Genomic DNA, 22,710 nt, shown 5'->3' with positions numbered 1-22,710 from the left:
TATCGACGACGAGCGGCTTTGAATGCGCGCCAGCAGGCTTTCGTGTCTTGGTGGGCAGCTTACCCTTTCCTGAAAGGCTGTTCGATGGCAAATAGTGAAGAACTCCATTCATACCTCAAGCAGGCGGTGTTGGAGCTGGAGAAGACGCGCCAGCGCTTGCGGGAAATGGAAGCCAGAATTCGTGAGCCGATCGCGATTGTGGGTATGGCATGTCGATTTCCCGGGGGACTGAACTCGCCCGCCGACTTGTGGCGCGCGGTGTGCGAGGGGCGGGACCTGGTAGCGGAATTGCCAACCGACCGTGGCTGGGATATCGCCAATTCTGATGGCTGGTCGGGCGCCCCGGCTGGTGGATTCGTATCCGATGTCACCGGATTCGACGCCGACTTTTTTGGCATCAGCGCGCGCGAGGCGCTGGCGATCGATCCCCATCAACGCATTGCGCTCGAGGCCGCGTGGGAGGCGTTCGAACACGCAGGCATTGATGCGTCGACCGTCCGGGGTAGCGATACGGGGGTCTTCCTCGGGATGGCCTCGATTCTGGGCGGCCCTCCAAACGGTTTGGCGTCTGAGGACCTGGACCGTCCGCGTCCGTTGGGAGCGACCAGCGGCGCGTCGAGCATGGCCAGTGGTCGAATCTCATATTTCTTCGGTCTCTGTGGCCCGGCTATCACGCTCGATACCGGATGCTCCGCGTCGCTGGTGGCCATTCATCAGGCGGTCCGGTCGCTGCGGTCCGGGGAGTGCCCGCTGGCGCTCGCCGGGGGCGTCACCGTGCTGACGCAAGAAGGTTTTGCGGGGTTGGCGGCCGGCAAGGGATCTGCCGCCGAGGGGCGATGCAAGTCGTTCGCTGCGTCGGCCGATGGGGCTGGGTGGGGTGAGGGTGTGGGCATATTGCTGCTGGAACGGCTGTCCGATGCGCTGGAAAACCGGCATCGGGTGTTGGCGGTAATCCGGGGTTCGGCGGTCAATCACGACGGGCCGGCAAACGGCCCGGATGCCCCCAACCGGATGGCGCAGCAGCGAGTGATCCGCCAGGCACTGGCCGACGCCGGCCTGAAGGCGTCTCAAGTCGATGTGGTCGAGGCGCACGGCACGGGGACTCCACTGGGTGATCTCACCGAGGTCGAAGCGCTGATGGAAACCTACGGGCGGCACCGGCCGGAGGGTCGGCCGTTGTGGCTGGGGTCGCTGAAATCGAATGTGGGCCACACATTGGCAGCCGCTGGGGTGGGCGCAGTGATCAAAATGGTTGAGGCAGTGCGCCATCGGGTCATACCGGCGACCTTGCACGCGGATGAACCGAATCCGTACGTAGATTGGTCGTCGGGTCGCGTTCGGTTGGCCACCAAGGCGCACCCCTGGCACAGCGACGGTGCGCGCCGGGGCGGGGTATCTGCGTTCGGCGCCAGTGGTGTCAACGCGCACCTGATCGTGGAAGAGGCCGTGCCGGAACCCTCGGCAGCGGGCGAGATGACCGGTCCTTCGTGCACCAGCATCCCGGTCGTACCGTGGGTCATTACCGCGCGTTCCGCGCAGGCATTGCCGATGCAGGCCGCTCGGCTGGCGGCCCATCTGGAACAGAATTCCGACTTTCGTCCGATCGACGTCGGGCTTTCGCTGGCTGCATCCCGGGCCACGTTCGATCATCGGGCCGTTGTGGTCGGACGCGATCGCGACGAACTTCTCGATGGGCTGCGATCGTTGGCTGCCGGCGGGACATCCTCGGCGGTGGTGCGCGGTGTAACGGAGGTTCCGGCGACGACAGCGATGCTGTTTGCGGGTGACGGTGCGCAGTTGCTGGGTGCGGGACGACAGCTCTACTCTCGTTTTCGGGTGTATGCCAACGCATTTGACGAAGTGTGCTCGATCTTCGACCCCCGGATGGACACATCGCTGCGCGGTTTGATTTTTGCCGAGCCTGGCTCACCAGCCGCAGCAATGCTGACTCAAGCCGCCTACGCACAGCCGGCATTGTTCACCGTTGAGGTCGCACTGTTTCGCCTTGCCGAATCGTGGGGGCTTCGGCCTGATCTGGTCATTGGCGATTCGCTCGGTGAGGTGACGGCGGCCTACGTCGCGGGCCTATGGTCACTCGAGGATGCCTGCCATCTTGTCGCGAAACGCGGTCAGCTTGGGGAAACGCCGAGTACGGAACCGGCGCTTTCGGAGTTTTCTCGGCTCTGCCGCGGGCTGACATATCACGTCCCGACAATCCGGGTCATATCAGGGCTCACCGGTGCGGCTATCGACGCGAATGTTTGGAGTTCTCCGCAATATTGGGTTGACCAGGTAACGCAACCCGGCCGTTTTGTGGAAGCGGTGCACTGGGCTCGGTGGCAGGAGGGCGTCGCCAATTTCCTGGACGTTGGTCGCTGCGTCGATGACGACCTAGCATTCGTCAACGCGCTGGCATCTGCGTATGTCGTTGGTACGCCGATTGATTGGGCCAGTGCGTTTGCGGATTCGGGTGCCCGGCGAGTGGATCTGCCCACTTATGCATTTCAGCGCCAGCGGCTCTGGCCCGAAACCGTCGTGAGCCCCAAGTCGCGGACGGTCGTTCCGAATGCCGTCGATCTCTGGACGTCGAGCGTCGGCGACGGCGAGTCAAGCGGGCCGCCATCGACCGAGACCGAGCGGATGCTGGCTGAGGCGATCAAGCATGTTCTGGGCATCACGCAAGTGGGGCGCGAGGACCGATTCTTAGCGCTCGGCGGCGACAGTGTCTCCGCGATGCAGCTGGCAACTCGGGTGCGAGCGGCAGGTCTGCCGCTGAGCGCCCAGATGATTTTCGACCATCCCACAGTGCGGCGGCTGGCGGCGGCGCTAGACCAACTTGCCACCGACGCTGAACACGAGGGCGATGTCGGGGTGGTCGATGCCGATAGTTCTCAGGCGATGAGCATGTCGGGATTATCGCTGGCGGAGCTGGCCGCGTTGCCGGACGTCCTGGCCAAGATCGATGCGGCGCTGTCATGACCCAGATAAGCAATCCCGCCGGCATCCAGGATGTGATGGCCCTTAGCCCACTCCAGGAAGGGCTGTTCGCACTGGCCATGGCCAGCGAGGCGCCGGCGGATGATCCATACACGATGGCGATCGGCTTCGATGTATTCGGGCCGCTCGACGTTGAACTGTTGCGCAATTGCGCGCTCATGATGCTCAAGCGCCACCCGAGTTTGCGGGCGCGTTTCATCGGCGGTGACTTGCCGCATCCAGTCCAGGTCGTGCCGTCTTCGGTAGACCTAGCTTGGGAACACGTCACCGCCACCGGGGAGGCGGCGGTCGCCCTGGAGGCCGACGAGCGGGGTCGGGGATTCAACCTCCGAATAGGTCCGCCGATCCGGTTCTTGCTCATCGAATTGCCCGATGCGCGTTGGCGATTCCGCGTCGCCGTCCATCACATCGTGGTCGACGGATGGTCGATGGTGCGTTTCATCGACGAGCTACTGGCGCTGTACAAGGCCGGCGGCAGCATCGACTCGCTGCCGCCACCACCGCGGCCATATCGTGACTTCATCGGTTGGCTGGCCAGCCGCAACGTGGACCAGGCCGAACGGCAGTGGCGTGAACATCTCGCCGGCTTGCCGGCGCCGACCCTGTTGTCGGCAGCGCCACTGCGCGAGAACGGCGCGCAACCAAACCATCCGCCCACGACCACACAGGTGAGCCTGGACGAAGCTGCCACGGCTCGCCTTGTCCAGGGCGTCCGTAGCCGCGGTGTCACGGTTAGCACGTTGACGCAGCTAGCATGGGCGCTATTGCTGTCGGTGCTCACCGACCGCCAAGACGTGGTGTTTGGGGTCACGGTATCCACCCGACCCGCAGAACTGACCGGTGTGGAATCGATGATCGGTCTGCTGATCAACACCGTGCCATTGCGGGTGCGCCTGGACCCAAAGACGGTGGTAGGTCAGCAATGTGCCCTCATGCAGCAGGAGGCTGCACGCTTGCGCGAGCATGCCTATCTCGGTCATTCGCAGATCCGTACCTTGGCCGGTTTGGGCGAGCTGTTCGACACCGTTCTGGCGTTCGAAAACTTTCCCGCGGGCGGTTTCAGCGGCAATGAAGCCTTAGGGACGGGGTCGGTCACCTTCCGCTCACCGGAGTTGCGGAGCCGGTCGCATTTCCCCGTCGGCATCCAAGCCGAACACAGCGCTGGCCGGTTGATGCTGACGATAGTGACCAGTGACAACGCACTGGGTGAGATCAGCGCCGAGACGCTGGGCCGGCGCCTGCTGACCATCCTGCCTCGGCTGTTGGGTATGTGGGACCGCCCGTTGCGCGACGTGGGCGTGCTGTTCGACGACCACCGCATGGATGGTCGCGCATCGTCGGAACGTGCCTACCTGGATAAGATCGGCAACCTCGCGGCCGTGACCCTACCAGAGTCTGAGGCGTCGATTCCGGCGTTGTTTGCCGCGCAGGTCGTGCGGACCCCGGAGGCAACCGCACTGGTCTACCTGGGCCAGGGGGGTGCGGCCTACAGCTACCGCGAACTCGACGAAGCCTCAAACCGGTTGGCGCACTTGCTGATTGGCCATGGCGTGGGTGCGGGTGATGTGGTGGGGCTGCTGCTGGAGCGTTCGGCCCGGGCCGTCGTCGCGATCTTAGCGGTGCTCAAGACCGGGGCAGCATATCTACCCATCGATCCCGCGCACCCGCAGCAGCGGATCGACTTCATGGTGGGCGATGCCGGTCCGCTGGTCGCGATCACCGCCGCCGCGCTGGCCGACCGGCTGGCCGGCCATGACATCGTGGTGATCGACATCGACGACCCCGCGATCGACGCCCAGCCCAGCACCGGGTTGCCGGCGCCGGCCGCAGACAACATCGCCTACGTCTTCTACACCTCGGGCAGCACCGGGACTCCGAAAGGCGTTGCGACCCGCCACTGCAACGTGACCCAGATCTTCGACTCGCTGGATGTGGACGTGATCCCGGCGCTGCCCGGGCAGGTGTGGAGCCAATGCCATTCGTTTGGTTTCGACCTCTCGGTGTTCGAGATCTGGGGTGCGTTGCTGCATGGCGGGCGGTTGGTCGTGGTACCCGATGCATTCACGCGCGCACCCGCGGAGTTGCATGACTTGCTAGTCACTGAACAAGTCACCGTGCTGTGCCAAACCCCCTCAGCGGTAGGGGCGCTGGCGACGCACGGGTTGGAATCAACGACGTTGGTGGTCGGCGGTGAGGCGTGCCCGGCCGAGGTGGTCGACCGGTGGGCGCCGGGGCGGGTGATGGTCAACCAGTGCGGCCCGACCGAGACCACGATGTACGTGGCCATGAGCGCCCCGTTGACGGCTGGCGCGGAGATGCCGCCGATCGGGTTCCCCGTGCCCAAGGCCGCATTGCTGGTGCTGGACGGGTGGCTACGACCGGTGCCTCCCGGGGTGGTCGGGGAGCTGTATGTCGCCGGTGCCGGGGTGGGGTGCGGGTATTGGCGGCGACCCGGGTTGACGGCGTCACGGTTTGTGGCGTGTCCGTTCGGCAAGGCTGGCGGCGCGGGAGCCGGTGAGCGAGAGCGCGTAGCGGTCGAGCGAACGGCGGAATCGGTCGGAGCCCCAGGAACACGTATGTATCGCACCGGAGACCTGGTGCGCTGGGGTCCCGACGGGCAGTTGCGGTACGTGGGGCGTGCCGATGAGCAGGTCAAGATGCGTGGGTATCGCATCGAGCTCGGCGAGGTGACCGCGGCCCTGGCCGGGGTCGATGGGGTGGATCAGGCGGTGGTGATCGCCCGCGAGGATCATCCCGGGGACAAGCGGCTGGTGGGTTATGTCACCGGCAGCGTGCCGGCGAGCGAGATAAACGCGGCGCTGGCCCAGCGGTTGCCGAGCTATATGGTGCCCGCTGCCGTGGTGGTACTGGACGAGTTGCCGCTCACCGTGAACGGCAAGCTGGACACGCGCGCCTTGCCCGCCCCGGAGTACGGGCATCTGGACCGGTATCGGGCCCCGTCCAATGCGGTCGAAGAGATCTTGGCCGGAATCTTTGCCCGGGTGTTGGGGCTGGATCGGGTCGGGGTCGACGATTCATTTTTCGAACTGGGCGGTGATTCGCTGTCGGCGATGCGGGTGATCGCCGCGATCAACAAAGCGTTGGATGCCGACGTCTCGGTTTTTGTGTTGTTCGATACGCCGACGGTGGCCGAGTTGGCATCGAATGTGGGTGTAGGCGGGGTGTGGAGTGGGCGCACGCCGCTGCTGCCGATGGAGCGGCCCGCGGTTATTCCGTTGTCGTTTGCCCAATCCCGGTTGTGGTTCCTCGATCAACTCGAGGGTCCTTCACCGATCTACAACATGGTGCGGGCGCTGCAATTGCGTGGGCAGCTTGATGCGGTTGCGTTGGCGACGGCGGTGGCCGATGTGGTGGGCCGCCATGAGAGCTTGCGCACCGTCGTTGCGGCCGTTGAAGGGGTAGCCCAGCAGGTGATCGTGCCGGCCGAGCAGGCAGATATCGGCTGGCAAGTCATCGATGCCAGCGGCTGGCCGGAACCTCAACTGCACGAGGCGATAGCGGAGCAGGCGCGTCACGCGTTCGACCTGGCAGCCGAGATCCCTTTGCGGGCGCGGCTTTTCCGGGTAGGCGAGCGGGAACACGTGTTGGTCCTGGTCATGCACCACATCGCCGCTGATGGCTGGTCGTTGGGGCCGTTGACCTCCGACTTGGGTGTGGCCTATGCCAGCCGGTGTGGTGGGGACGCCCCGAACTGGAGCCCATTGGCCGTGCAGTATGCCGATTACACGTTGTGGCAGCGCGACAACCTCGGTGAGCTGGCTGACAGCGACAGCGCCGCGAACGCTCAATTGGCTTATTGGGTCAAGGAATTGGCGGACATGCCGGAGCGGTTGGAATTGCCCACCGATCGCCCTTACCCGCCGGTGGCCGATCACCGCGGCGCCAGTGTCCCGGTGCACTGGTCCGCACAGCTGCAGCAGCAGGTGACCCGGCTGGCCTGCGAGCACAACGCGACCAGTTTCATGGTGATTCAGGCCGCGCTAAGCGCGCTGTTGTCGATGATCGCTGCGACCAGCGATGTGGCGGTGGGATTCGCGGTGGCCGGTCGCAGTGACCCCGCCCTGGACGAGTTGGTCGGTTCCTTCGTCAACACATTGGTGCTGCGGGTTGACGTCGACGGCGCTTCGACCTTTGCCGAATTGCTCGGGCAGGTGCGCGCGCGCAGCCTTGCGGCCTTCGAGCATCAAGATGTGCCGTTCGAGGTGGTGGTGGAACGGCTCAACCCCACCCGAAGCCTGGCCCACCATCCGCTATTCCAGGTGATGCTGGCCTGGCAGAGCAGCTGGCCGACCGATCTGGTGCTAGGCGATCTGGACGTCACACGTTTGCCGATGCACACCCAGGCTGCCCGCACGGACCTGGCGTTCTCACTGGCAGAAGGCTTCACCAAGACTGGTCATGCCGCCGGAATTCACGGGATCGTGGAATACCGCACCGATGTGTTTGACCCGGCGAGTATCGAGGCGCTCGTTTCGCGGTTGGAGCGGGTGTTGGTGGCGATGACGGTGGATCCGCACCGGCGGTTGTCGTCGATTGATCTGCTGGGTGAGGCTGAGCGTGTCGGGCTGGACGCGTGGGGTAATAGGGTCGCGTTGATCGCACCCGCGGCGGTGGGGGTGTCGGTGCCGGAATTGTTTGCCGCGCAGGTGAATCAGACCCCGGAGGTGACCGCGTTGGTCTATGGGGATGATTCTTATAGTTATCGGGAGCTTGATGAGGCGTCAAACCGGTTGGCGCACTGCCTGGTTGGTCATCGGGTTGGCGCCGGGGATGTGGTGGGGCTGCTGGTCGAGCGATCAGCGCAGGCCATCATCGCGATCCTGGCGGTGTTGAAAACCGGGGCGGCGTACCTACCCATCGATCTTGCGCACCCGCAGGCGCGGATTGACTTCATGCTCGCCGATGCCGAGCCGGTAGCCGTGATCACTACCGCCGGGTTGGCGGACCGGCTGGCCGGTCATGACGTGGTGGTGGTCGATATCGACGATCCCGCGATAGACACCCAGCCCGGCACCGGGTTGCCGGCGCCGGCCGCCGACAACATCGCCTACATCCTTTACACCTCGGGCACCACCGGGATTCCCAAAGGTGTGGCGACGCGCCACTGCAACGTCACCCAATTGTTCGCCGCACCGAGCTGGTTGACATCCGCGCCGAGACAGGTTTGGAGCCAATGCCATTCGTTTGGCTTCGACACCTCGGTGCTCGAGATGTGGGGTGCGCTGCTGCATGGCGGGCGGTTGGTGGTGGTGTCTGAAGCGGTCACCCACTCCCCGGCGGAGTTGCACGACCTGTTGGTCGCCGAACAGGTCGGCGTGATTTGCCAAACCCCCTCGGCGGCGGGTGCTTTGTCATCACAGGGGTTGGAATCAGCGACGTTGATGGTGGCCGGTGAGGCATGCCCGGCCGATGTGGTCGACCGGTGGGCGCCGGGGCGGGTGATGGTCAATGCCTACGGCCCGACAGAAACCACGATGTATGTGACGATGAGCGCGCCGCTGGCCGCGGGTCGGGGAGCGCCTCCGATTGGTTCACCGGCGCCGCTGGCGGCGGTTTTCGTGCTGGATGGTTGGTTGCGGCCGGTGCCGGTTGGGGTGGTGGGGGAGTTGTATGTGGCTGGTGCGGGGGTGGGGTGTGGGTATTGGCGGCGGGCGGGGTTGACGGGGTCGCGGTTTGTGGCGTGTCCGTTTGGTGGGTTTGGGGTTCGGATGTATCGCAGTGGGGATTTGGTGCGGTGGGGTGTTGATGGGGGGTTGGTGTATGTGGGGCGGGTGGATGAGCAGGTGAAGGTTCGGGGGTATCGGATTGAGTTGGGTGAGGTGGCTGCGGTGTTGGGTGAGGTGCAGGGGGTGGTGCAGGCGGTGGTGGTTGCTCGTGAGGATCGTGTGGGGGATAGGCGGTTGGTGGGTTATGTGGTTGGGGATGTGGATGTTTCGGTGGTTCGTGGGTTGTTGGGGCAGCGGTTGCCGGGGTATATGGTGCCGGCGGTGGTGGTGGTGGTGGGTGAGTTGCCGTTGACGGTGAACGGCAAGTTGGATGTTCGGGCGTTGCCGGCGCCGGAGTTTGGGGATGTGGAGCGGTATCGGGCTCCGTCGGGGGTGGTGGAGGAGTTGTTGGCCGGTATTTATGGTCAGGTGTTGGGGTTGGGTCGGGTGGGGGTGGATGAGTCGTTTTTTGATTTGGGTGGGGATTCGTTGTCGGCGATGCGGGTGGTTGCGGCGGTCAATAAGGTGTTGGGGACGCAGGTTTCGGTGCGGGTGTTGTTTGAGGCGCCGACGGTGGCGGGGTTGGCGCGGTGTGTGGGTGTGGGTGTGGGTGGTGGTGGTGGGTGTGCGCCGTTGGTGGCGGTGGCGCGGCCTGCGGTGGTGCCGTTGTCGTTTGCGCAGTCTCGGTTGTGGTTTTTGGATCAGTTGCAGGGGCCTTCGCCGATGTACAACATGGCGGGGGTGTTGCGGTTGCGGGGGCGCCTTGATGGGGATGCGTTGGGTTGGGCGATGGCTGATGTGGTGGGTCGTCATGAGAGTTTGCGTACGGTGTTTGTCGCTGTTGATGGGGTTGCGTCGCAGGTGGTTTTGCCGGTGGGGTGGGCCGATTTTGGTTGGTGCATTGTCGATGCCACGGGGTGGTCGCAGTCTCGGTTGCAGGCAGCGGTCGCCGAGCAGGTGTGTTATGCGTTTGATTTGGCGGCTCAGATTCCGGTGCGGGCGCGGCTTTTCCGGGTGGGTGCCGATGAGTATGTGTTGACGGTGGTGGTGCATCATATCGCCGCTGATGGGTGGTCGTTGGGTCCGTTGACCGCTGATTTGGCGGTGGCGTATGCCAGTCGGTGTGCGGGGCGGGCGCCGGGGTGGGCGCCGTTGCCGGTGCAGTATGTCGATTACACGTTGTGGCAGCGGGCCAATTTGGGTGAGTTGGCCGATGGTGATAGCGGTGTTGGGGCTCAATTGGCGTATTGGGTCAAGGAATTGGCGGGGTTGGCGCAGCGGTTGGAGTTGCCCACCGATCGGCCTTATCCGCCGGTGGCCGATCATCGCGGCGCGAGTGTGACGCTGCAGTGGCCGGCGGGGTTGCAGCAGCAGGTGACTCGGGTGGCTCGTGAGCATAACGCGACCAGTTTCATGGTGATTCAGGCCGCGCTGGTGGCGTTGTTGTCCACGCTGGCGGCGACCAGTGATGTGGCGGTGGGGTTTGCGGTGGCCGGTCGCAATGATCCCGCTCTTGAGCAGTTGGTGGGTTTTTTCGTCAACACGTTGGTGTTGCGGGTGCACGTCGATGCCCAGGCGAGTTTCGCGGAGTTGTTGGCCCAGGTGCGTGCGCGCAGCCTGGCGGCGTTGGAGCATCAGGATGTGCCGTTTGAGGTGCTCGTGGAGCGGCTCAACCCGGTGCGGTCGTTGACCCATCATCCGCTGATTCAGGTGTTGTTGGCCTGGCAGAACTTCGCCGGCCGCCATGCTGATCCCGCCGCGGGGTTGACCCTGGGCGAGGTGGAGGTCACCCCGGTGGCCGTCGATACCCAGAGCGCGCGGATGGATTTGACGTTGTCGTTGGCTGAACGTTTCACCGAGGCCGGTGAGCCCGCCGGGATCGGTGGTGTGGTGGAGTTTCGCACCGATGTGTTCGACGCGGCCAGCATCGAGGCGCTGGTTTCGCGGTGGCAACGGGTGTTGATGGCCATGACCGCCGATCCCGCGCGGCGGTTGTGCTCGATCGATCTACTCGATGAGGCCGAGCGTGCGCGTCTGGATCGGATCGGCAACCGGGCGGTGTTGCGCGCGCCGGCGCCGACCGCGGTGTCGGTGCCGGAATTGTTCGCCGCCCGGGTCCACCACCACCCACACGCCCCCGCGCTGGTTGACCAACACCGCTCCTACAGCTACCGCGAGCTAGACGAGGCCTCAAACCGGTTGGCGCACCTACTCGTTAGCCACCACATCGGTGCCGGGGACGTGGTCGGGCTGCTGGTCGAGCGTTGCGCCCAGGCCATCATCGCGATCCTGGCGGTACTGAAAACCGGGGCCGCCTACCTACCCATCGACCCCGCCCACCCACAGCCGCGGATCGACTTCATGCTCACCGACGCCGCCCCAGCGGCCGTGCTCACCACCACCGCCCTGGCCGACCGGCTGACCGGCCACCCCACCAAGACCATCGATCTCAACGACCCCGCCATCACCACCCAACCCAGCACCGGCCTACCCACACCAACCCCCGACACCACCGCCTACATCATCTACACCTCAGGCACCACCGGAAACCCCAAAGGCGTGGCCATCAACCACCACAACATCACCCAACTGTTGGATGCGCTGGATGCCGACAAGGTGCCGGCTGGGCCGGGACAGGTGTGGACCCAATGCCATTCGTATGCTTTCGATTACTCGGTGTGGGAGATGTGGGGGCCGCTGCTGCGTGGTGGCCGGTTGGTGGTGGTGCCCGAAGCCGTCACCCGATCCCCGGCGGAGTTGTTGGCGTTGCTGGTCGACGAACGGGTCAGCGTGCTCAGCCAAACCCCGTCGGCGTTCTACGGATTGGTGGCCGCCGACGCGGCGGATCCGGAGCTGGGACGCCGGCTGCGGCTCGAGGCGGTGGTGTTTGGTGGTGAGGCCCTTGAGCCGCAACGTCTTCGGGATTGGTTGACCAACCATCGGGAACGTCCGCGGCTGATCAACATGTACGGCATCACCGAGACCACCGTGCATGCAACGTTTCGGGAGATCGTTGAGCACGACGCCCGCAGCGCGGTCAGCCCGATCGGCGTGCCGCTGTCCAACCTGGGGTTGTTCGTGCTGGACAACGGATTACGGTCGGTTCCTCCCGGCGTGGTCGGGGAGTTGTACATCGCCGGTGCCGGAGTCGGTTCTGGATACTGGCGGCGGGGTTCGCTGACGGCCTCGCGGTTTGTGGCCTGCCCGTTCGGCGCGCCCGGGGCTCGCATGTACCGCAGCGGAGACCTGGTGCGCTGGGACACCGACGGGCAGCTGCTCTACGTGGGCCGCGCGGACGAGCAGGTCAAGATCCGCGGCTATCGCATCGAACCCGGTGAAGTGAGCGCAGCGCTGGCCCAACTGGACGGGGTCGAGCAGGCGGCGGTAATAGTGCGCGAGGATCGTCGCGGGGACAAGCGGCTGGTGGGCTACGTCACCGGCAGCGTGCAGGCCAGCAGCATCCGCGCGGCGCTGGCGGATCGGCTGCCACAGCATATGGTGCCCGCGGCGGTGGTGGCGCTGGACGAATTGCCCTTGACACTCAACGGCAAACTGGACACCCGCGCCCTGCCCACCCCCGAATACGGGGACGCCGACCGGTATCGGGCGCCGTCGAACCCGGTCGAGGAAACCCTGGCCAACATCTACGCCCAGGTGCTCGGACTCGACCGGGTCGGCGTCGACGACTCATTCTTCGACCTAGGCGGCGACAGCATCTTGGCGATCCAGGTGGTCGCGCGGGCGCGGGCCGCGGGTGTGGTGTGCCGACCACGGGATCTGTTCACCGAACAAACCGTGGCCGGGCTAGCCCGAGTGGCCGATGTCGCCGGTGACGTCGACGATGGCTGGATTGACGACGGCGATGATGCAGCGTGCCAGGTGCCGGCAACACCGATCATCCGTTGGCTGCAAACCGTCGACGGCCCAGTAGGACAGTTCAATCAGTCCGCACTATTGCAAGCTCCCGCTGGTATGCGTGACGACGACGTGGTGGTGTTGCTGCAAGCTTTGCTGGATCGCCACCCCATGCTGCGGCTGCGGGTCGCCGACGACGGCGCCGGGGGTTGGTCACTGTCGGTGCCCGAAGCCGGTTCGGTCGATGCGGCCGATTATGTGCAGTCGGTAGCGGCATTGTCCGACGACGCGGCGATGGCGGCCCGAACCCGGCTGGATCCGGGTGCCGGCGTGATGCTGAGCGCGTTGTGGGTGGCCGCCACGGCTCAGCTGGTGTTGATCATCCATCACCTCGCGGTTGATGGGGTGTCCTGGCGGATTTTGCTGGACGACCTCAACAGCGCCTGGGACCAACACCGCCGCGGCCAGCGAGTGGAATTGGCGGCGCGGGGAACGTCGTTTCGGCGCTGGGCGTCGGTACTGGCCGAGCACGCTTGCAGCGCAACGGTGAACGACCAGGCCGACGCCTGGCGCCAGGTGGCGTCGGCGCCCGCCGCGTTGCCCGCGGTGTCGCCGACGGTAGATACCTTCGCTACCGCCGAGCACCTGTCGGCAACCTTGGATGTCGAGACAACCCGCATGCTGCTCGGTGAGATACCCGCGGCGTTTCGTGCCGGCGTCCAAGACATCCTGCTCGTCGCCTTTGGTTTGGCATGGTCGGAATTTTTGGGCACGTCGGGCGCGCCGATCGGCATAGACGTGGAGGGCCACGGGCGCCATGAAGAAGTGAACCCCGGCATCGACCTGTCGCATACCGTCGGTTGGTTCACCACCAAATACCCCGTGTCGCTGGCCGTGGGCGAGCTGTCTTGGGCGCAGGTCGCCGCGGGCGAGGCTGCGCTGGGAGCGGTGATCAAGAACGCCAAGGAGCAACTTCGAGCCCTTCCGGACGGCCTGACCTACGGTTTGCTGCGCTACCTCAATCCCGACGTTGACCTCGCTGGCGACGAGCCGGCGATCGGGTTCAACTACCTGGGGCGTCTGGGTGGACCCGCCGTACCGGCTTCGGCCGCTGCCGACGTCTGGCGGATGAGCCCGTGGGACTCGGTGTTCACCGAAGACAGCAACGCGGGCCTACCCATGCCGCTGCTGCACACGGTGGAGCTCAACGCCGTCACTCTCGATCCCGGTGACGGCCCGCGATTGCACGCCAACTGGACCTGGGCGTCGTCCAAACTCGACCGCGACCAGATCTCGCGGGTGAGTCAGCTGTGGTTCGACGCGCTCCGCGGTATTGCCAAACATGTCGCCGAGGGCGGCGGTGGGCTGACCCCTTCCGACGTGCTGCCGGTTCGGCTGAGCCAGCAGCAGATCGACGCGCTCGAGCGGCAATACGCCGTCGCCGACGTTGTGCCGCTGACGCCCCTGCAGGAGGGACTGCTCTTCCACGCGGCCAGCACCGCGCAGGGTGACACGAGTGATCCGTATGCGGTGCAGCTCGACATCGCCATCACCGGTCAGCTCGACCGTCGCCGCCTGCGCAGCGCCATCCAAACCGCGCTAACCCGGCATCCCAATCTGGCGGCGCGATTCGTGTGGCAACAGGCCGGCAAACCGGTTCAGATCATCCCGCGCGACCCCGCGCTGCCCTGGCAGGAATTGGACCTCAGCGGAGCCATCGGCAGCGAAGCCGTCGACGAAAACATCCAGCAGGTATGTGCCGCCGAACGCGCCGCCGTTTGCGATATCAGCAACCAGCTCCCCTTCCGCGCCGCCCTCATCCGCACCGGAGCAGATCGGCACCGGTTGGTCCTGACCAATCACCACATCGTGCTTGACGGCTGGTCGGTGCCGATTCTGCTGAAAGAGATATTCGCCGCCTATAACGGACGATCGCTGCCCGCACCCGTCCCGTATCGCAAGTTCTTGACCTGGCTCGCCGGACGGGACATCGATGCCGCCCACGCAGCCTGGCGTTCGGTGTTCGACGGTTTTGAAAACCCCACACTGGTTGGCCCTCCGGATCGGTTGGGGCTGGGCAGTCGAGGCATTGAATGGTTCCACGCTCCCGCAGGGACCGCCGATGCGCTGACCACGTTGGCTCGCTCGTGCCACACCACCGTCAGCACCGTTCTGCAGGCGGCCTGGGCGCAGGTGCTGGTCGGGTTGACCGGCCAGCACGACGTCGCGTTCGGCGTCGTGGTCTCGGGCAGGCCAGCCGAGGTGGTCGGCGCGGAATCGATTGTGGGCCTACTGATCAACACGCTGCCCGTCCGGGCGCGCATCGAACCCGCGACTACCGCCATTGACCTTGTTGGTCAGCTGCAGCGCTTCCACAACGAAACCGTCGAGCACCAACACCTAGGGCTCAGCGAGATCCTGCACATCACTGGCAGCGAAAGGCTGTTCGACACCCTTTTCGTCTTCGAAAACTACCCGATCGACGCGGCGGCAACCCAGAGTGCTGACGAGTTCGCCATCGCCGATATTGCCAGCCGCGAATCCACCCACTACCCGATCACGGTGCAAGTGATGCCGGGTCGGGAACTGGGTTTCCGCGTGGAGTTTCGCACCGATGTGTTTGACCCGGCGAGTATCGAGGCGCTCGTTTCGCGGTTGGAGCGGGTGTTGGTGGCGATGACGGTGGATCCGCACCGGCGGTTGTCGTCGATTGATCTGCTGGGTGAGGCTGAGCGTGTCGGGCTGGACGCGTGGGGTAATAGGGCCGCGTTGATCGCACCCGCCGCGGTGGGGGTGTCGGTGCCGGAATTGTTTGCCGCGCAGGTGAATCAGACCCCGGAGGTGACCGCGTTGGTCTATGGGGATGATTCTTATAGTTATCGGGAGCTTGATGAGGCGTCAAACCGGTTGGCGCACTGCCTGGTTGGTCATCGGGTTGGCGCCGGGGATGTGGTGGGTCTGCTGGTCGAGCGATCAGCGCAGGCCATCATCGCGATCCTGGCGGTGTTGAAAACCGGGGCGGCGTACCTACCCATCGATCTTGCGCACCCGCAGGCGCGGATTGACTTCATGCTCGCCGATGCCGAGCCGGTGGCCGTGATCACTACCGCCGGGTTGGCGGACCGGCTGGCCGGTCATGACGTGGTGGTGGTCGATATCGACGATCCCGCGATAGACACCCAACCCGGCACCGGGTTGCCGGCGCCGGCCGCCGACAACATCGCCTACATCATCTACACCTCGGGCACCACCGGAACCCCCAAGGGCGTGGCCATCAACCACCACAACATCACCCAACTGTTGGATGCGCTGGATGCCGACAAGGTGCCGGCCGGGCCGGGACAGGTGTGGACCCAATGCCATTCGTATGCTTTCGACATCTCGGTGTGGGAGATGTGGGGGCCGCTGCTGCGTGGTGGCCGGTTAGTGGTGGTGCCCGAAGCCGTCACCCGATCCCCGGCGGAGTTGTTGGCGTTGCTGGTCGACGAACGGGTCAGCGTGCTCAGCCAAACCCCGTCGGCGTTCTACGGATTGGTGGCCGCCGACGCGGCGGATCCGGAGCTGGGACGCCGGCTGCGGCTCGAGGCGGTGGTGTTTGGTGGTGAGGCCCTTGAGCCGCAACGTCTTCGGGATTGGTTGACCAACCATCGGGAACGTCCGCGGCTGATCAACATGTATGGCATCACCGAGACCACCGTGCATGCAACGTTTCGGGAGATCGTTGAGCACGACGCCCGCAGCGCGGTCAGCCCGATCGGGGTGCCGCTGTCCAACCTGGGCCTGTTCGTGCTGGATGGTTGGTTGCGGCCGGTGCCGGTTGGGGTGGTGGGGGAGTTGTATGTGGCTGGTGCGGGGGTGGGGTGTGGGTATTGGCGGCGGGCGGGGTTGACGGGGTCGCGGTTTGTGGCGTGTCCGTTTGGTGGGTTTGGGGTTCGGATGTATCGCAGTGGGGATTTGGTGCGGTGGGGTGTTGATGGGGGGTTGGTGTATGTGGGGCGGGTGGATGAGCAGGTGAAGGTTCGGGGGTATCGGATTGAGTTGGGTGAGGTGGCTGCGGTGTTGGGTGAGGTGCAGGGGGTGGTGCAGGCGGTGGTGGTTGCTCGTGAGGATCGTGTGGGGGATAGGCGGTTGGTGGGTTATGTGGTTGGGGATGTGGATGTTTCGGTGGTTCGTGGGTTGTTGGGGCAGCGGTTGCCGGGGTATATGGTGCCGGCGGTGGTGGTGGTGGTGGGTGAGTTGCCGTTGACGGTGAACGGCAAGTTGGATGTTCGGGCGTTGCCGGCGCCGGAGTTTGGGGATGTGGAGCGGTATCGGGCTCCGTCGGGGGTGGTGGAGGAGTTGTTGGCCGGTATTTATGGTCAGGTGTTGGGGTTGGGTCGGGTGGGGGTGGATGAGTCGTTTTTTGATTTGGGTGGGGATTCGTTGTCGGCGATGCGGGTGGTTGCGGCGGTCAATAAGGTGTTGGGGACGCAGGTTTCGGTGCGGGTGTTGTTTGAGGCGCCGACGGTGGCGGGGTTGGCGCGGTGTGTGGGTGTGGGTGTGGGTGGTGGTGGTGGGTGTGCGCCGTTGGTGGCGGTGGCGCGGCCTGCGGTGGTGCCGTTGTCGTTTGCGCAGTCTCGGTTGTGGTTTTTGGATCAGTTGCAGGGGCCTTCGCCGATGTACAACATGGCGGGGGTGTTGCGGTTGCGGGGGCGCCTTGATGGGGATGCGTTGGGTTGGGCGATGGCTGATGTGGTGGGTCGTCATGAGAGTTTGCGTACGGTGTTTGTCGCTGTTGATGGGGTTGCGTCGCAGGTGGTTTTGCCGGTGGGGTGGGCCGATTTTGGTTGGTGCATTGTCGATGCCACGGGGTGGTCGCAGTCTCGGTTGCAGGCAGCGGTCGCCGAGCAGGTGTGTTATGCGTTTGATTTGGCGGCTCAGATTCCGGTGCGGGCGCGGCTTTTCCGGGTGGGTGCCGATGAGTATGTGTTGACGGTGGTGGTGCATCATATCGCCGCTGATGGGTGGTCGTTGGGTCCGTTGACCGCTGATTTGGCGGTGGCGTATGCCAGTCGGTGTGCGGGGCGGGCGCCGGGGTGGGCGCCGTTGCCGGTGCAGTATGTCGATTACACGTTGTGGCAGCGGGCCAATTTGGGTGAGTTGGCCGATGGTGATAGCGGTGTTGGGGCTCAATTGGCGTATTGGGTCAAGGAATTGGCGGGGTTGGCGCAGCGGTTGGAGTTGCCCACCGATCGGCCTTATCCGCCGGTGGCCGATCATCGCGGCGCGAGTGTGACGCTGCAGTGGCCGGCGGGGTTGCAGCAGCAGGTGACTCGGGTGGCTCGTGAGCATAACGCGACCAGTTTCATGGTGATTCAGGCCGCGCTGGTGGCGTTGTTGTCCACGCTGGCGGCGACCAGTGATGTGGCGGTGGGGTTTGCGGTGGCCGGTCGCAATGATCCCGCTCTTGAGCAGTTGGTGGGTTTTTTCGTCAACACGTTGGTGTTGCGGGTGCACGTCGATGCCCAGGCGAGTTTCGCGGAGTTGTTGGCCCAGGTGCGTGCGCGCAGCCTGGCGGCGTTGGAGCATCAGGATGTGCCGTTTGAGGTGCTCGTGGAGCGGCTCAACCCGGTGCGGTCGTTGACCCATCATCCGCTGATTCAGGTGTTGTTGGCCTGGCAGAACTTCGCCGGCCGCCATGCTGATCCCGCCGCGGGGTTGACCCTGGGCGAGGTGGAGGTCACCCCGGTGGCCGTCGATACCCAGAGCGCGCGGATGGATTTGACGTTGTCGTTGGCTGAACGTTTCACCGAGGCCGGTGAGCCCGCCGGGATCGGTGGTGTGGTGGAGTTTCGCACCGATGTGTTCGACGCGGCCAGCATCGAGGCGCTGGTTTCGCGGTGGCAACGGGTGTTGATGGCCATGACCGCCGATCCCGCGCGGCGGTTGTGCTCGATCGATCTACTCGATGAGGCCGAGCGTGCGCGTCTGGATCGGATCGGCAACCGGGCGGTGTTGCGCGCGCCGGCGCCGACCGCGGTGTCGGTGCCGGAATTGTTCGCCGCCCGGGTCCACCACCACCCACACGCCCCCGCGCTGGTTGACCAACACCGCTCCTACAGCTACCGCGAGCTAGACGAGGCCTCAAACCGGTTGGCGCACCTACTCGTTAGCCACCACATCGGTGCCGGGGACGTGGTCGGGCTGCTGGTCGAGCGTTGCGCCCAGGCCATCATCGCGATCCTGGCGGTACTGAAAACCGGGGCCGCCTACCTACCCATCGACCCCGCCCACCCACAGCCACGGATCGACTTCATGCTCACCGACGCCGCCCCAGCGGCCGTGCTCACCACCACCGCCCTGGCCGACCGGCTGACCGGCCACCCCACCAAGACCATCGACCTCAACGACCCCGCCATCACCACCCAACCCAGCACCGGCCTACCCACACCAACCCCCGACACCACCGCCTACATCATCTACACCTCAGGCACCACCGGAACCCCCAAAGGCGTGGCCATCAACCACCACAACATCACCCAACTTTTCACCGCGCCGGCCTCGTTCGCTCCCTCGCCCGGGCAGACCGTGAGCCAGTGGCATTCGTATGCCTTCGACGTCTCGGTGTGGGAGATCTGGAACGCATTGCTCCTTGGCGGGAGGCTCGTGGTCATTCCCGAAGCCATGACCCGGTCCCCGGCAGAGCTGCACGACTTGCTCGTCCGGGAACACGTCGATGTGTTGGCCCAAACCCCTTCCGCTGCTAGCGGATTGTCGCCTGAGGGATTGGAGTCGACGACGTTGGTCGTGGCCGGTGAAGCCTGCCCGGCCGAGCTGGTGGACCAGTGGGCGCCCGGGCGGGTGATGATCAACGCCTACGGTCCGACCGAGACGTGGTACACCTCGATGAGTGCACCGCTCGTCGCGGGTTCGGGAGTGGCTCCGATCGGATCACCGGTTCCCGGAGCGGCGTTGTTCGTGCTGGACAACGGATTACGGTCGGTTCCTCCCGGCGTGGTCGGGGAGTTGTACATCGCCGGTGCCGGAGTCGGTTCTGGATACTGGCGGCGGGGTTCGCTGACGGCCTCGCGGTTTGTGGCCTGCCCGTTCGGCGCGCCCGGGGCTCGCATGTACCGCAGCGGAGACCTGGTGCGCTGGGACACCGACGGGCAGCTGCTCTACGTGGGCCGCGCGGACGAGCAGGTCAAGATCCGCGGCTACCGCATCGAACCCGGTGAAGTGAGCGCAGCGCTGGCCCAACTGGACGGGGTCGAGCAGGCGGCGGTAATAGTGCGCGAGGATCGTCGCGGGGACAAGCGGCTGGTGGGCTACGTCACCGGCAGCGTGCAGGCCAGCAGCATCCGCGCGGCGCTGGCGGATCGGCTGCCACAGCATATGGTGCCCGCGGCGGTGGTGGCGCTGGACGAATTGCCCTTGACACTCAACGGCAAACTGGACACCCGCGCCCTGCCCACCCCCGAATACGGGGACGCCGACCGGTATCGGGCGCCGTCGAACCCGGTCGAGGAAACCCTGGCCGACATCTACGCCCAGGTGCTCGGACTCGACCGGGTCGGCGTCGACGACTCATTCTTCGACCTAGGCGGCGACTCACTGCTCGCGATGCGGGTGATCGCCGCGATCAACACGGCGTTGGACGCTGACCTTCCGGTGCGTGCGATGTTCGAGGCCCCGACCGTGGCGGGTCTCGGCCAACGGCTGGCCTCGGCAGGGGACTCGGTCGAAATCGTTCCCGTCGAGGTGTTCCAGCGCGGTGACGGGATTCCGCTGTTTTGTCTTCCTCCTGGGGGCGGACTGGCCTGGCAATTCCGAAACCTGGCGTGCTATGTGGACTGTCCCATCATTGGCTTTCAACTGCCACCCGATGGGGACTCTTGGCTTGGGTCGGTTCGCGAGATCGCCGCGGACTACGCCGACAAGATCCAGGAACTTCATCCCGACGGTCCATACCATCTCATCGGCTGGTCTTTTGGCGGCATCGTCGCCCATCACCTTGCCATCGAGCTGCAGCGGCGAGGATGTGTCGTGCGACGCCTGCTCGCGCTCGACCCTCGTCTCAACCATGATGCCGCCGACGCGCTGGAGAGCGTTGACTCAGATCCCATCCCAGAAAGCGACATCGTCCGCAGATTCTTGGAAATGAATGGCGTCGACATTGGCGAACAGTCAGAACCCCTTACCTATCAGCAGGCAGCGGAACTGTTTGGGCAGCGCGAGGCGGTGGATTTCCCGCTGCCGCCCAAGCGCATCATGGACACCCTGATCACGAACCTGAACATCAGCATTCGGATTCAGGCACAACATGTTCCGGACGTATTCGAAGGCGACATGATCATCTTCTCGGGCCGCGGAGGCGACGCCGCAGCGCTGCAGCCGATCTGGCAGCCATTCGTCGCCGGCAACATCACCGAGCACTTCGTCGAGTGCGGTCACGATGAAATGCTGAATCCGGAGTCGCTGAAAACGTTCGGCGAGCAGCTCGCCTCCTATCTGCTTTAGTCGCCGCGCTAAAGAGAACCGTCATAACCGTCCCACCAGCCAAAGGACTTCACAGGCATGATCGATTCGCTCGAGACCAGCGTGCCCACCGATGTCGCTGCGTTACCCCTCGCTCCGAGGAATCCGCTGCCGTACCGGCAACAGATGATGGCGCTCAAGACCTTTTGCACCGGCGTCGAAACGCTGCGCGCCGCCGGCGGAGCGGTGACCCGGCTGAAGATGGGCCCGAAATGGTTACTGCCTGAACTGGTCTTGGCCACGTCGCCGCAGGCGGCCCGCGACATTCTTGGAGCCACTGGAACCAGCACCGAGGTGACACTTTTTCAAGACGAATTGCGGCACCTGCTCGGCTCGGGCCTGCTGGTGCTCAGACACGAACGCTGGCTGCCGCGGCGACGCGCCCTGCAACCGCCCTTCACTAAACAGCACGTCCGCGCCTTCGGCGGCCACATGGCCGGAGTCGCCGAAACAATCTCTGCCACTTGGCAAGATACGGTGGTCGACCTCAACAGCCAGTGCCGACGACTCGCGATGCGGGCGCTCAGCCGCTCGGTTCTCGGTATCGACCTGGACGAAGAGGCCGAGGCCGCCGACGTGGCGTTGCGGGTCGCGCTCGAATACGTCACCTCCCGGGCGATGCGGCCCATTCGGGCGCCGCGCTGGCTGGCGACTCCGGCGCGTCGCCGCGCTCGCGCAGCCCGTGCCACGTTGCATGACCTCGCCGACACGATCCTGCAGGCCTGCCGCGCCGACCCTACCCGCGACGCGCCGCTGGTGCGCGCGTTGATCGAGGCTACCGATCCTGCCACCGGCAGGAAGCTGTCCGACGACGAGATCCGCGGCGAACTCATCATTTTCATGTACGCCGGGGTCGACACCACAGCGGTAACACTGAGCTACGCGCTGTGGGCGCTTGGCCACCACGTCGAGATTCAGGAGCGAGTCCGCGCCGAAATTGCCGACATCGGCGACCGGGGGCTGTCATCTGAGGACTTGCCGCGGCTGGGTTACACGGTCCGAGTAATCCACGAGGCATTGCGGCTGTGTCCCCCCACCGTGGCGATTTCCCGCATGGTCACCAGGGACATCGAAGTGGCTGGCTACCGGGTCGAGGCCGGTACGACGTGCAGCGTCGGCGTCCAGGCCCTGCACCGCGACCCCGCGGCGTGGGACCGGCCACTGACCTTCGACCCTGACCGATTTGGCCCGGAGGACTCGGCTGGCCGCGATCGTTGGCAGTACCTACCTTTCGGCGCCGGACCGCGCTCTTGTATCGGCAACCACTTTGCGATGCTCGAAGTTGCCCTGGCGCTCGGCACGATCATCCGACACGCAGAAATTCGTTCTCTCGACGACGAATTCGCAGTCCCCGAGCCTTGGAGCAAAATCGCCCCCGCGCCAATCTGTGTACGGGTCACGCCGACATCACGCCCGGAGCGGTCCACTGTGCGGTGTGCTGAATCGTAGGGCGTCAGAGCAGGGCGGCTTGTCCATGGTAAGTGTCGCGCTCGTGTAATAGCTTTTGCTGCACACGGATGCTGGCTCCCACGCGCTGACCGGGGACGCATTTCATTTCTACCGCGGGTAGCTCCTTCCGTGGCTTGGCGTCGATTCTGGGCTGCCCGCTCAACGC

Annotated in this window: 2 protein-coding genes and 1 pseudogene; all 3 read left to right on the top strand. The window is 65.1% G+C overall.

Going from position 1 to position 22,710, the window contains the following annotated elements; translation table 11 throughout:
• Nucleotides 1-84: 84 nt before the first annotated feature.
• The 3 genes and pseudogenes from AADZ78_RS24320 (at nt 85) to AADZ78_RS24310 (ending at nt 22,544) form a co-directional block, all read left to right on the top strand.
• A complete protein-coding gene (locus AADZ78_RS24320) occupies nt 85-2,979 on the top strand; it encodes a type I polyketide synthase (RefSeq protein ID WP_085252587.1) in 2,895 nt (964 codons plus the stop codon).
• A pseudogene (locus AADZ78_RS24315) lies at nt 2,976-20,714 on the top strand (amino acid adenylation domain-containing protein); the annotation flags it as partial. The gene AADZ78_RS24320 and the pseudogene AADZ78_RS24315, both read left to right, overlap by 4 nt.
• 420 nt (nt 20,715-21,134) lie before the next feature.
• A complete protein-coding gene (locus tag AADZ78_RS24310; protein WP_085249553.1) occupies nt 21,135-22,544 on the top strand; it encodes a cytochrome P450 in 1,410 nt (469 codons plus the stop codon).
• Nucleotides 22,545-22,710: the final 166 nt, after the last annotated feature.

The sequence above is a fragment of the Mycobacterium riyadhense genome (assembly GCF_963853645.1).
GTDB lineage: Bacteria > Actinomycetota > Actinomycetes > Mycobacteriales > Mycobacteriaceae > Mycobacterium > Mycobacterium riyadhense.
This window is presented reverse-complemented; position numbering and strand designations above follow the sequence as displayed.